The organism is Pseudomonas sp. NFACC37-1, from assembly GCF_900101575.1.
GTDB lineage: Bacteria > Pseudomonadota > Gammaproteobacteria > Pseudomonadales > Pseudomonadaceae > Aquipseudomonas > Aquipseudomonas fluorescens_AA.
This window is the reverse complement of record NZ_FMUZ01000058.1, coordinates 1-14,622: the sequence shown is the minus strand read 5'-3', so window position 1 is coordinate 14,622 and position 14,622 is coordinate 1. Positions and strand designations below refer to the sequence as shown.

2 protein-coding genes are annotated in these 14,622 nt (G+C 65.6%); both read right to left on the bottom strand.

The annotated features are described in order from the left end of the window. Nucleotides 1-9,306 (bottom strand): non-ribosomal peptide synthetase (locus BLP82_RS29145; RefSeq protein WP_092176840.1); only part of this gene is annotated, 9,306 nt, incomplete at its 3' end. Between the two features lie 4 nt (nucleotides 9,307-9,310). Next, a partial coding sequence (locus BLP82_RS29140; RefSeq protein ID WP_139197993.1) for a non-ribosomal peptide synthetase occupies nucleotides 9,311-14,622 on the bottom strand: 5,312 nt, incomplete at its 5' end.

The window sequence follows — 14,622 nt, the reverse complement described above, 5'->3', positions numbered from 1 at the left end:
GTTGAAGTCCGCCAGCAGCAATTGCCGCTCGGTGTCGGGGAGCACGTCCAGATCGCTGGCGAGGCGTTCGGGGGCTTGTTCAAGGGCTTCGACCAGTGCGGCCACGGCCTGGGCGAGGTAGGCGGCGATGCGTTGCGGGTCGATGCCGGTGATGGATTGGGCGGTCAGGGAGAAGCCGCTGCCCACATTCGCCACGGCAATTTCAATGGGGTAATTGGTGCGGGTTTCGGAGGCGATGAAGTGCATGCCTTCGTGGCTGCCCATGTCGGCGACGTTTTCCCCGGACGCGTTCACCAGATCGCCATGGCGGCAGTTGAGGATCACGGTGAACAGGGGCAGCGACGTATCCACGGCACTGCAACGCTGGGCCAGGGCCAGGGATGCCTGTTCGTGGGTCAGTAGCTCACTGAGCTGCTGGTAGGCGTCGCGGACAATGTCGCTGACGGTGTTCTGCTGCAAGCGAATGCGCATCGGCAAGGTGTTGATGAACATCCCCAGTGCATGGTCGGCCCCGGCGGTGCCTTGGGAACGCCCCGACAATACCGTGCCGAAAATCCCGTCGTCGCGCCCGCTGGTGGCCGCGACGACCAGGCCCCAGGCCGCATGGAACAGCACCGAGGTCGGGACCCCTTGAGTGCGTGCGGTTCGATACACCTGGGCGCTGAGATCGTCGCTCAAGTGTTTTACCGCACGCTTGATCCCCGCCCCGTTGCCTCGTACATCGAGCACACCATAAGGCGCGGTGGTGGCATCCACATCGGCCAGCAAGTGACGGAAGTAGGCTTCGTGGTCGGCCTGGGGCACGCTGGCGGCCCGGGCGATGAAGTTACGGTACGGTTGGGACGGTGGCAGGCTCTCGGCCTGGCCGGCCATCACGGCCTGGATCTCCAGCATGATCAGGCGCAAGGTCACGTTATCGCTGATCAGGTGATGGTCGAGCAATGCCAGCAGCCATTGTGCCCGGGGTTCGTCATAGATGACGTACGCTGCGATCAACGGGGCCCGTTGCAGGTCCAGTCGCAGATGATGCGTGTCCGTATGGTCCCGGAGCATCTGCAAGGCGTCTTCGCCGGGCAAGCAGTCCAAGGTCATGACGGGCAGTTGCGCCTGGCGATGAACGACCTGCACCGGCTGTGACAAGCCGTGCCAGCGCAACGCGGTACGCAGGATGTCGTGGCGGTCGATCACCACCTGTACGGCGGCCAGGAAGTCGTCGAGTACCTGGCGACGATCGAACGTCACCACGGTACGCATCAGGTAGGCGTCGCCTTCGGCCTGCAACAAGTGGTGGAACAGAATGCCTTCCTGCAACGATGACAGGGGGTAGATGTCTTGCACATTGCCGGCGCCACCGGGGACGTCGGCGACGATTTGCTCGATTTCCTGTTGGCTCAGGGTCACCAGCGGCAACATCTGTGGGACGATCGCCGTGCAATCGGCGGGGATCAGGTTCGCGGGGACCACCTGTTGGGTGGTGCTGCCACCGGCGAGGACGGCCGCCATGGCTTGGAGTGTCGGCGCCGAGAAGACCGTGCGCACATCCAATTGCAGACCCGCCTGACGCAGGTGCTCGATCAGGCTGATGACCAGGAACGAGTGGCCGCCGAGTTCGAAAAAGTGATCCTGACGGCCCACTCGTTCAACCCCGAGCAACGTCTGCCAGGCGCTCGCCAGGGTCATTTCGATTTCCCCCAGCGGTGCTTCGTAGTGCTGGCTCGCGGTGGCAGACAAGTCCGGTGCCGGCAGGGCCGCGCGGTCGAGCTTACCGTTGGTGGTCAGTGGCCAGGCCTCCAGGGTCACGAAAGCACTGGGCACCATGTGTTCGGCCAGTACGCTGGCCAGCTGGCTGCGCAAGGCCGAGGACTCCGGGGCGGTCCCTTCATGGGCGATCAGGTAGGCCACCAGGCGTTTGTCGCCGGGACGGTCTTCACGCACGATCACCAGCGCCTCGCGGACATCGGCGCAATCGAGCAGTTGCGCTTCGATTTCCCCCAGCTCGATACGGAAGCCGCGGATCTTGATCTGCGAGTCGTTGCGGCCTACATAGACCACGCCGCCATCGGCGCGGTAGCGAGCGATGTCACCGGTGCGATACAACCTTGCGTCGGGCTCCACGGCGAACGGGTCGGGGATGAACCGTTCGGCATTCAGCGCGTCGCGATTGAGGTAATGCCGGGCCACACCGGCACCGCCGATGTAGATCTCGCCATTGACCCCCACCGGTACCGGTTGCCGGTACTCGTCGAGAATACGCAGGCACAGGTCCGGCAGTGGCGGGCCGATCAGGCTTGGTGCGCCGGTGTCGATTTCCACCTGGCTGATCGGGTAGTAAGTGGCGTGCACGGTGATTTCGGTGATCCCGTACATGTTGACCAGACGGGTACGGGCCAACGTTGTGCGTGCGGTCCAGGGGCGCAGGCTGCGGAAATCCAGCGCTTCGCCACCGAAGATCACTTCGCGCAGGGTATGCTCCTGGTCGCTGCGCTCGCGGGCCTCGATGAACTGGCGGAAGGCGCTCGGCGTCTGGTTAAGGATCGTGACGCGCTGCTGGCAGACCAGGGCATAGAAATCATCGGGGGAACGGGCCACGTCGCTCGGGACGATCACCAACTTGCCGCCGTAACTCAATGCGCCCCAGATTTCCCAGACCGAGAAGTCAAAGGCAAAGGAGTGGAACAGCGTCCACACGTCGTTTTGGTCGAAGTCGAACAACCCGGCGGTGGCATCGAACAGCCGTGCGACATTGCCGTGTTCCACCAGCACGCCCTTGGGCAGCCCGGTGGACCCCGAGGTGTAGATGACGTAGGCCAGGTGCCGCGGCGTCAGGCCCAGCGCCCAGGCTTCAAGGTTGTGGTCCAGGGACACGTCCGTCAGGTCGTCTGTGGCGACGTAATCCTTGAGGTGCACCACCGGCACGGCATGCTCGGGCAGCACGGCGAGGCAGTCAGGCTGGGCCAGCAAGGCCACCGGGGTGCTGTCGTCGAGCAGGTAGCCGAGGCGTTCGCTGGGGTAGGCCGGATCCAGTGGCACGTAGGCGGCACCGGCCTTGAGCACGGCCAGCACCGCGCAGACCATTTCCACCCCGCGGCGGGCCAGGATCGCTACCCGGTCATCGGGCCGTACGCCTTGGGCGAGCAGTTCACGGGCGATGCGGTTGGCGCGGCGGTTGAGTGCCTGATAGCTCAGTTCGCGTTCGCCCAAGACCAGGGCGGTGGCGTGGGGCTGGGCGGCGGCGACCTGTTCGAAGCGCTGATGAATCAGCAGTTGCGCCGCGAACACGGCTTTGGGCGGCAGCGTCGCTGGCGAGGCCTGACGCTGTGCCGGGGTGAGCAACGGCAGGGCGAGCACCGGCTGTGCGGGGTCCTCGATCATGGCTTCAAGCAGGGTCTGGAAGTGCTGGGCGAAGCGTTCCACGGTGCGATGGTCGAACAGGTCGCTGGCGTATTCGATCACGCCGCCCAGCGTACCGCCGTCATCGTCCAGTGTCAGCATCAGGTCGAACTGCGAGGTTTCATGGGCCTGGGCCACGGGGACCAGGGTCAGGCCGGGCAGGCTCAGTTCAACGCCGCCAGGGGTATTGTTGAGCGACAGGGCGACCTGGCACAGCGGGTTGTGGCTCAGGGAGCGCGGTGGTTGCAAGGCTTCGATGACTTGCTCGAAAGGAATGTCCTGATGTTCGTGGGCCGCCAGGGTGGTTTGTTTGATCTGCTCCAGCAACTGCGCCACGCTCGGGTTTTGCCCAAGGTCTACCCGCAGGGCCAGGGTGTTGACGAAGAAGCCGATCAGGTTTTCGGTTTCGGTGCGGCCACGGTTGGCCGTTGGTACGCCGATCACGACGTCCGGTTCGTTGCCCAGGCGTGCCATGAGGACCGACCAGGCACTGAGTAACGCCATGAACAGGGTGACGTTGTGTGCCTGGCAAAAACGTTCCAGGCGTTCGCGCAACGGCGCAGCGATGTTCACCCTGACGTCGCCACCCCGGTAGCTTTGTACCGCCGGGCGCGGGCGATCGGTGGGCAAGGACAACAGCGCCGGCGCGCCGCCAAGCTGCTCACGCCAGAAGTCGGCCTGGTGGCTCAGGCGCTCGCTGTCGAGGACCTGGCGCTGCCAGGCGGCGTAGTCGGCATATTGAACCGACAGCGCGGGCAGCGGATCGGCCTGGTGTTGACTGAAGGCTCGATAAAGAGCGGCGAACTCCTTGACCAGGACACCCACCGACCAACCGTCGGAGATGATGTGATGCTGGGTGATGAGCAGCATGTGTTCGTCGTCGGCCAGGCGCAACAGCCGCCCACGAATCAGCGGTCCCTGGCGCAGATCGAACGGTGCCGTGGCCTCGCTGTCGGCGATGCGAGAGGCGCTGATGCTGGCCTGCTCATAAGGCAGGCTGCGCAAATCCTGCTCGGCCAAGGCAAAGCCGCAGTCTGCGGGGGCAATGATCTGCACCGGTTGTTCGCCATGACGATCGAAGGTGGTCCGCAGGCTTTCGTGACGCGCCACCAAGCGGTCGAGGACAGCCTTGAGCACGGCGTGGTCGAGATCGCCGCGCAGCAGCAAGGACGCGAGCATGTGGTAAGCGGTGCTGGCGTTTGCATCGAGTTGGTCGAGAAACCACAGGCGTTGCTGGGAAAAGGACAGCGCCAACGGTGCATTGCGGTCGGCGATGCCGATGGTCTCGGTGCTGACGGTTTGCAGGTCGCCGACGACCCGCGCCAGTTCCTCCACGGTGGGATGACTGAACAGTTCACGCAGCATGAGTTCGCCGCCCAACTGTTGCCGCACCCGGGAAACCAGTTGCGCGGCCAGCAGCGAGTGCCCGCCCAATTCAAAGAAGCTGTCACTGCGTCCCACGCGTTCGAGCCCCAGCAACTCTTGGAAAATCTGCGCCAGGGCCACTTCGACGGCACCTTCGGGCGCGGCATAACCGCGCTCGGACATGGCGTCCAGGTCCGGGGCCGGCAGTGCGTCCTGGTCCAGCTTGCCGTTGGCGGTGAGCGGGTAGGCGTGCAGGCTGACAAAGGCACTCGGAATCATGTAGTCGGGCAGGGTCGCCCCCAACTGCTTGCGCAATGCCGCCACTTGCAGCACCGCGCCCGTCTCAGGGATCAGGTAGGCGATCAGGCGCTTGCCCTGGCTCGCGTCCTCGCGGGCCAATACCCGCGCTTCACGCACGCCGTCACAGGCCAGCAGCTTGGCTTCGATCTCCCCCAGTTCGATGCGGAAACCGCGAATCTTCACTTGGGCGTCGATCCGGCCCAGGTGAACGATTTCACCATTGTCCAGCAGCTTGCCCAGGTCTCCTGAGCGATACAGTCGCTCGCCGGGCCGGAACGGGTCGGTAATGAAACGTTCGGCGCTCAGGGCCGGACGGTTCAGGTAGCCGCGACCCACACCCAACCCGCCGACGCAGATTTCACCGGCCACACCCACCGGCAGCAGCCGTTGACGGGCGTCGAGCACGTAGGCCACGGTGGTCGGAATCGGCCGCCCGACATTGGAGACGCCGGCGGCGATGTCCGCCGCGCCAATGGCCTTGTAGGTCACGTGCACGCAGGTTTCGGTGATGCCGTACATGTTCACCAGCGCCACATGCCCGAAGGCACGGTGGAAGGCGTCGAGCTTGCCCAGTTCCAGGCTTTCCCCGCCGAAAATCACATAGCGCAAATGCTCCAGGCCCATCTGCGGCGTCGCCAGGGCTGCGGCGCTCAGTTGCAGGAACGCCGACGGTGTCTGGTTCAGCACCGTCACCTGTTCGCTTTCAAGGAAACCCAGCAGTTCCACCGGATCGCGGCGCAGGGCCTCGGGCACCAGGCTCAGGCGCGCGCCGTAGAGCAGGGCGCCGAAGATTTCCCAGACCGAGAAATCGAAGGCATTGGAGTGGAACAGCGACCAGACATCGTCGGCGCTGAACTGGAAGTCCAGTCGATTGTTGTGCAGCAGGCGCACGACGTTGCGGTGTTCGAGCAACGCACCCTTGGGTTCCCCGGTGGAGCCCGAGGTGTAGATCACGTAGCAGAGGTGGTCCGCAGCACTCAAGTTGGGCAGGTTGGCGGCGCTGACGCTGTTGTCCGTGGCGGCATCGAAGACTTCGATGCCGAGGGCCTGCAGCGCCGGACTCATATCCTGGCGGGCGATGGCCTTGCGGGCGCCGCTGTCGCGCAGCACATAGGCGATGCGCTCCTGGGGCGAGCTCGGATCGATGGGCACATAGGCACCGCCGGCCTTGAGCACCGCCAGGGTGGCGACGATCATCTGTACCGAGCGATCCAGGGCGATGGCCACCAGTTCCTGGGGCTGCACGCCGGCCGCACGCAGGCGGTGGGCGAGGCGGTTGGCCTGTTCGTTGAGCTGTCGATAGCTCAGGCGCTCCAGGCCCAGATTGACCGCGATGCGGTCCGGGTACTGGCGCACCTGTTCTTCGAAGAGCTGATGCAGGGTCAGGGTCTCGGGCCAGGCCGCTTCGCTGTCGTTGAAGTCGAGGATCTGTCGCTGGCGTTCGGCGACATCCAGCAGCGGGACGTCGTCGACCCGCTGCTGCGAATCCTCGACAAAAGCTTCCAGCAGGCGCACGTAGTGGCGCATCAACTGCTGGATGAATTCGGCGTCGAAGAATTCCGCGTTGTACGCCAGGTGTCCGGCCCAGTGTGATTCATCGGCCGTGATCAGCAGGTGCAGGTCGTTCTTGCCATAACCCAGGTTGGTTTCCAGCGTATTGACCGCCAGGCCCGCCACCAGTGTGTCGTGGTCGGTGGTGCGCTGGAAATTGAAGAGCACGTCGAACAGCGCGGTGCGGCTCATGTCCTTGGCCGGGTTGAGGGCCAGCACCAATTGGTCGAACTGCATGTGCCGGTGGCGCAGGCCCTCGGTCAGGTTGTTGGCGGTCTGCTCCCAAAGCTGTTGCAAAGTGGTGTCGCTGTCGCACAGGCCACGCATGACCAGCAGATTGTCCAGCGGTCCGACGACATCCCGCAGGGCCGGTTCACGGCAGGCGGCCGTGGTGCCGATCACCAGTTCATCGTGGCCGGCGTAGCGGCGCAACAGGGCGGTAAATGCGCTCAGGGCCAGGCTGTCGCTGCTCACGCCGACTTCCCGGGCCAATGCTTCGAGGCGCCGCGCCAGCGCTGGTTCAAGGGTGAAACCGTGGGTGGCTTCGGCAAACACATGCACCGCCGCCCGGGGTCGATTCAGGGGCAGCTCCAGGGCTTGCAGCTTGCCGCGCAGTTGATAGGCCCAATAGGCCCGCAGGTTTTCCATCACGGTGGCCGGCAGGTTGCGTTGCCAGGCGGCAAAGTCGCCATAGCCCAGCGGCAATGCCGGCAGGTCGGCGCTGCGCTCGGCGCAGGCGGCTTCGTAGAGGGCCAGCAGGTCGCGCTTGAGCAACTGCATGGCGCTGCGGTCGGCCAGCAGATGGTGCACGGCGATGGCCAGGATCCCATGCTGATCGCTTGCCCGAACCAGGCTGGCACGTACCAGGCTGCCGCCGTCCATGTTCAACGGGCGACGGGTCGCGGCCAGGGCCTGGCCCGCCAAGTCGTCGGGGTTGCCCTGGAGCAGTTCGAGCGTCAGGCTGGCCGGGCCGTCGAAGTGTTGCCAGGCCCGGCTACCGTCGCTCAATACCCGGCAGCGCAGGATGTCGTGGCGGGCCAGCAAGCCGTCGAGGGCGGTTTGCAGGGCCGGTTGGTTGATCTCACCGGTCAACTCCAGCAGTAACGCAATGTTGTGATAGACCGGATTGGCGTCATACAGGTAGCCGGTTTCGAAGGTATCGACGAACCAGAGCCGCTCCTGGTGATAGGACAGCGGGGTCTGTCCTGGCCCGGAGACTTGGGCGGTGACCTCGGGCAAGGCCTGGGTCGGGTCCAGTTCCAGGGCTCCGATACGGGTGTCGGGGGCGTCGGTAAAGCAGTGCAACAGGCGCTCGAAGCGCGCGGCGAGGCGTTCGATGGTGGCGGCGTCGAACAGCGCGGTGGAATACGACAGGCTGCAGGACAGGCTCGGGCCGCCTTCGTCGATGTGCAGGGACAGGTCGTGCTGGGTGTTGTCCTTGCGCGACGGCAGGAACTCCAGGTTCAACCCCGGCAACTGCAACTGGCCCCCGGCACCTGCGGCATTGGTGTAGAGCATGGTCTGGAACACGGGGCTGTAGCTGGCGCTGCGCGGAGGCTTGAGGGCCTCGACCACCAGTTCGAATGGTGTGTCCTGCTGGGTGGAGGATTCCAGCATCAATTGCTTGACCTGCTGCAGTACCTGGTCAAGGGTCGGGTTGGCTTCCAGGCGCACGCGCAGGGCCAGGGTGTTGACGAAGAACCCGATCAGCGACTGTACGTCGTGGCGGTCGCGGTTGGCGGCGACGGTGCCGATCACCAGATCCTGTTGACCGCTGATGCGGGCCAGCAAGACCGCCCAGGCAGCCATCAAGGTCATGAATGGCGTCGCGGCGCGGGACTGGGCGAACTGGACGATGGCGGCGGACAACGACGCCGGCAGGTCGAAGCCCAGGGTTTCGCCGCGGTAGCTCTGGACCGCCGGACGCGCCCGGTCGGTCGGCAATGAAAGCAGCGCCGGGGCGCCGGCCAGGTGGGCGCGCCAGAATTCCACTTGTCGCTCCAGGCGCTCGCCTTCCAGGTGCTGGCGCTGCCAGGCCGCGTAGTCGGCGTACTGCCGGGTCAGCGGCGGCAGCGGGTCGGGCTGCCCCGCGCTGAATGCCTGATACAAGCTCGCGAATTCCTTGACCAGGATGCCAATGGACCAGCCGTCGGAGATGATGTGGTGCTGGGCGATCAGCAGCCGGTGCTCATCGTCCGCCAGGCGGAGCAGGGTGCCGCGGATCAGCGGCCCGTGCAGCAGGTCGAACGGCGCCGCGGCGGCGTTTTCGCTCAGGTGTGCGGCCTCGGTTGCGGCCTGCTCCCGGGGCAGGTGTCGCAGGTCATGGGTCACGAGGCTGAAGCCGCAATCGGCCGGGGCGATGACTTGCACCGGTTGCTCGCCTTCGCGGCGGAACGTGGTGCGCAGACTTTCATGCCGTGCCACCAGGCGATCGAGGGCTGCCGTGAGGGCCGCCTGGTCGAGGGCACCTTGCAGCAACAACGAGGCGGGTATGTGGTAGGCGGCGCTGGCGGTCGGGTCCAACTGGTCGAGAAACCACAGCCGCTGCTGGGCGAACGACAGCGCCAGCGGCGCGGCGCGGTCGACGCAGGGCATGTCCTCGGCAACGGTTTCGATGACACGCGTCGCGCCACGTTGCTTGAGCAGTCGCAGCAGTGCGGCACGTTTCAACTGGTCGAGACTATCGTTATGTTCGTTCAATTTATTAAGCATCCTTGGAGACGATAGCGAGCAGTTCGCTTTCAGACAGCGAAGCCATTTCTTGTTGCAGGTCGAGCAATTCATCCGACTCGTACTGCGCCAGTTGCAGGGTGTTGATCAGGTCGGCCAGGGCCAGCAGAGAGGGGTGTTCGAACACGCCCCTGAGCGGCACTTCGACACCGAAGATTTCCCGCGCCCGAAGCGTGACTTGCACCGCCAGCAGCGAGTGACCGCCGAGTTCGAAGAAGTCGTCGTGCCGGCCGATCCGTTCCAGGCCCAGCAAGTCGGCCCAGAGCTGTGCCAGCAGCGTCTCGGTTTCACCGTTGGGCGCTTCGTACTGGCGGCGGGCAAAGTCTTCATTGCCGGGCGCGGGCAGGGCACGTCGGTCCAGCTTGCCATTGGGGCTCAACGGCAACCGCTCGACCACCACGAACGCCGCCGGGACCATGTAGTCCGGCAACTGCGAAGTCAGGTAAGGCCGTAGCGTGCTGCTGGCATTACGGCCAGCCAGGTGCGGCTCGACGCTCAGGTAAGCCACCAGGCGCGTCGCCCCCGGGGTGTCTTCGCGAGCGATGACCGCGGCCTCGCGCACCCCCGGCAGGGTCAGCATCAGTGCCTCGATCTCACCGGGCTCGATACGGAAACCGCGGATCTTGACCTGCTGGTCGTTACGCCCGAGGAATTCGACCACCCCATCGGCGCGCAGGCGCACCAGGTCGCCGGTGCGGTACATCCGTGGCTCGTCGCCCGGGGCGAACGGGTCGCTGAGGAAGTGTTCGGCGTTCAGTGCCGCCCGGTCCAGGTAGCCGCGGGCAACCCCCGCGCCGCCCACGTAGAGTTCGCCCGGTACGCCGAGCGGTACCGGCTGGCGCTGTTCATCGAGCACGTACAGGCGGCTGTTGGGAATCGCCCGCCCGATGGGCACCGCGCCCAAGTCCGCGGCGGTGCAGCGATGCACCGTGGTCCAGACGGTGGCTTCGGTGGGGCCGTACTCGTTGTACAAAGTGATCGCCGGCTCAAGCCCGGTGCATTCCTGCACCAACTGCGCGGGACAGGCTTCGCCGGCGACGATCATCTCTTGCAGGCTGCCACGCCCGTTGCCGCTGGCAAGGCTTGCCAGCACCAGGCGACCCAGGGACGGCACACACAGCAGCGAAGTGACGGCCTGTTCGCCAATGAAGCGGGCGATGGCCTCGGGGTCGCGGGCGGTTTCGGCATCCGGGATGCACAAGGTGCCGCCACTGACCAGCGTACCGAAGATCCCGGCCACGGAACTGTCGAAGGCAATCGACGACAAGAGCAGGAAGCGCTTGCCGGTCGCCGGTCCATACACCGTGCCCCGGGCCAGCGTCGAGGTCACCAGGTTGCGGTGCTCGATCATCACGCCCTTGGGCTTGCCGGTGGAGCCGGACGTGTAGATCACATAGGCCAGGTGCTCTGGCGTCAGGCCGACGCTATCGGGTTGAGGATCGCGGCTGTTCGACGGTGTCGCCAGCGCCCGTTCGATGGCCAGGTAGCGAGTGCCTTCCTGCAATGTGCCCACGGCCGCGCGACCGATCGGGTCGGCCAGCAACAGGCGTGGCCTGGCGTCCTCGATAATCGAGGCCAGGCGCTCGGCGGGGTAGGTCGGGTCCAGCGGCACGTAGGCGCCCCCGGCCTTCAGGATGCCCAACAGGCCACTGATCATCGCCACGCCGCGTTCGACGCAGATGGCCACCAGGTCCCCCGGCAAGACGCCAGCCGCGATCAACTGCTGGGCGAGGCCGTTGGCCTGGGCGTTGAGCTCGGCATAACTGAGGGATTGGCGGCCGTCGAGGGATGCACAGGCGTTTGGCGTGCGGCGAACCTGTTCTTCGAACAGCTGTTGAATGCACAGGCCAGTCGGGTAATCCACCTCGGTCTGGTTAAAGGTGTCCAGCAGCAGGGTGCGCTCCTGGGCAGGCAGCACGTCCAGCTGCGTGAGTGGGATCCGAGGCGTGTACATCAAGGCCTGGGCCAGTTGCTCCAGCGCCCGTTGCATCAGGGCGCAGATGCGTTGCGGGTCCACTGCCTGCACGCTTTGCACGGTCAGGCCCAGGGAGTCGCCGTAGTCGTTGACCGACAGGGTCAGCGGATAATTGGTCCGCTCGGCGCTGTCCAGGATGCGCATACCTGGCCATTGCAGTTGGCTGTCGTCGCGCTGGTGCCGATAGTTGAGCAAGGTGGTGAACAGCGGCAAGGCACTGGGCACGCCACTGCAACGTTGGGCCAGGGCCAGGGAGGCCTGTTCGTGGGTCAGCAGTTCGACCAGGTCGCGGTGAGTGGCCAGCACCTGTTCGTGGGCGCCGGCGGTCAGTGGCACGCGCACTGGCAGCGTGTTGATGAACACGCCCAAGGCCCGTTCGGCCCCGGCCGAGCCTTGCAGGCGCCCGGCGACCACGGTTCCGAACACCACATCATCGCGGCCGGTACAGCGGGCCAGTACCTGCGCCCAGGCGACATGGAACAGCGTCGCCGGGGTGATGCCCCGCTCCCGGGCCAGGGCCCGCAGACGCAGGTTGAGCTCGACGCTCAAGGTCACATTGGCTTCCTCGATGTGACGGCCGTCGCCTTGTACCTCCAGCAGATCGAAGGGCGCGGTGGGTGCATCCACATCGGCCAGGCGGCGGCTGAAATAGGCTTCATGGACGTCGGCGGGGATGGCCTGGGCCTGGGCAATGAAGTCACGATAGGGCTGCGGTGCCGCCAGGCCCTCGGCTTGGTCATGGAGGATCGCGTGGATTTCTTCCAGGACGATTTCCAAGGTCACGTGGTCGCTGGCCATGTGGTGGTTGAGCAGCGCCAGCATCCAGCGCTCGGAATGCGGATCCTGGGCGATGCAGGCACGCATCAGCGGCGCCTGGCGCAGATCCAGTCGCAGTTGCCGCGGATCGCTCAGGGCTTCGAGCTGGCTGAGGGGGTCCTTGTGGCTGTCGAGGGAAACACTGTGCACCGGCAAGCGCGCCTGGCGCTGTACGACCTGCACCGGTTGAGGCAAACCGTCCCAATGCACGCAGGTGCGCAGGATGTCGTGGCGATCGATCACCTGCTGCAAGGCGGCGGTGAAGGCATCGAGGCGCTGGCGGTTGTCGAACTGCAGCATCGAGCGCACCAGGTAGGCGTCGCCTTCGTGTCCCAGCAGGTGATGGAACAGGATGCCCTGTTGCAGCGGTGCCAGGGGGTAGATGTCCTGGATGTTCGCGGCACCGCCAGGTACGGCGCCGACGATACGTTCGAGTTGGTCCGCGGTCAGCTCCACCAGCGGCAACATGTCCGGGGTCAGGGCGGTGCACGCGGGCGGAATACGGTTTGCCGGTGCCTGGAACGTCGGTTGTGGGGCGTTCGTCAGGGCTTGGGCGAGTTCGGCCAGGGACGTGCTGCTGAAGATCGTCCGGACATCCGCGTGCAAGCCTTGCTCGCGCAGACGTTCGATCAGGCTGACCGCCATCAGCGAATGGCCGCCCAGCTCGAAGAAACCGTCATGACGCCCGATGCGCTCGACACCCAGCAGGGCTTGCCAGATCCCGGCAATGATCAGTTCGACGCGACCCTCGGGCGCCTCAAAGGCCCGGCTGGCGTAGGCGTCCTGATCCGGTTCGGGCAGGGCGCGACGGTCGAGCTTGCCATTGGGCGTGAGCGGCAAGGTGTCGAGCACGACGAAGGCGCTGGGCACCATGTGCTCGGGCAGGCGCTTGAGCAGTTCGGCGCGCAATTGCCCGGCGGCGGCCGGCTCGCCACACAGGTAGGCAACCAGACGCTGGCCGGACGAGTGCTCGCGAGCGATGACGGCGGCTTCGCGCACACCCGCCAGTGCGGCGAGGGCGGCTTCGATCTCCCCCAGTTCGACCCGCAGGCCACGGATCTTCACCTGATCGTCATTGCGCCCCAGGTACTGCAAGGTGCCGTCAGGCAACCAGCGGCCGAGGTCGCCGGTCTTGTACAGGCGTGCGTCGGCCTTGCCGTAGAACGGGTCGGCGATGAAGCGTTCGGCGCTGAGTTGCGGCAGGTTGAGGTAACCGCGGGCCACACCGATACCGCCGATATGGATCTCGCCAGGCACGCCCACTGGCAGCAGTTGCCCGTGGGCGTCCAGCACATGCAATTGCATGTTTCGGACTGGCCGGCCAATGGGGATCGACTGGTGCCGGTAGGTCTCAAGGTCGCTGTCGACGGTGTACCAGGCGACCACGTCGCTGCACTCGGTCGGTCCGTAGCTGTTGATCACTGTCGGCCGTGGCTGGGCGAGTTTTTCCAGCATCGCGACCTGGATCGGCTCGCCCCCCAGGACCACCCGTTTCAGGCAGGCCAGGGCTTGCCCGTGGTCGGCGTCCACCAGTGCGTGGAAGGCGCTGGGCGACATATTGAGGTGGGTAATCCCGGCCTCGGCGACCTGGGCGACGATGGCGCCTGGGTTGAAGGGTTCGGCGGCCAGGTGCAGCGAGGCCCCGACCATCAGCGGTGCGAGGATGTTCTTCTGGGTCAGGTCGAAGTTGTAGGAGGACGCCAGAAGCACCGCGTCGCCGGCGTGGAAAGCCAGGTCCTCGAGGTACCAGTCCAGCAGGTTGCGCAAGCCGCGATGCTCGACCATCACCCCTTTGGGCAAACCGGTGGAGCCGGAGGTGTAGATCACGTAGGCCAGGTGACTGAAATCCAGCCCCTTCACCTGAGGGTTGTGGGTCGGGGCCAGGGACGCGCTGCCCAGTTCCAGCGTCGCCAGGCCTTGTGGCAGCGGTAACTCGTCCAGGCCGGGTTGGTGGACCAGGGCCCGCGGCTTGCTGTCGGCCAGCATGTGGGCCAGCCGTTGCGCCGGGTACTGCGGGTCGAGCGGCACATAGGCCGCGCCGGCTTTCAGGATACCCAGCAGGCCGATCAGCATGTGCGGGCTGCGGCGTGCGCACAGGCCGACGGTGTCGTCGGGCTGCACACCCAGTGCGATCAAACCGTGGGCGACGCGGTTGGCCTGGGCGTTGAGTTCGGCATAGCTCAGGGTCTCCCCGGCGCAGACCAGCGCCACGGCGTCCGGGGTGAGGCTCGCCTGGGCCTCGAACACAACATGAGGGAAGCGGTTCGGGCTTTCGTCCAGGGCAACACTGGCCGGGTTGAAGGTTTCCAACAGTTGCTGGCGCTGTGCGTCATCCAGCAACGGCAGGGTCGCCAACGGCTGCGTGGCATCGTCGAGCAGGGCGTCGAGCAGGTGCAGCAGGTGCTGGCCCCAACGGGCGATGGTGCTTGCGTCGAACAGGTCGGTGGCGTATTCGAACTGGCCGCTGATGCAGTCGCCGTCATCGTTGAGGGACA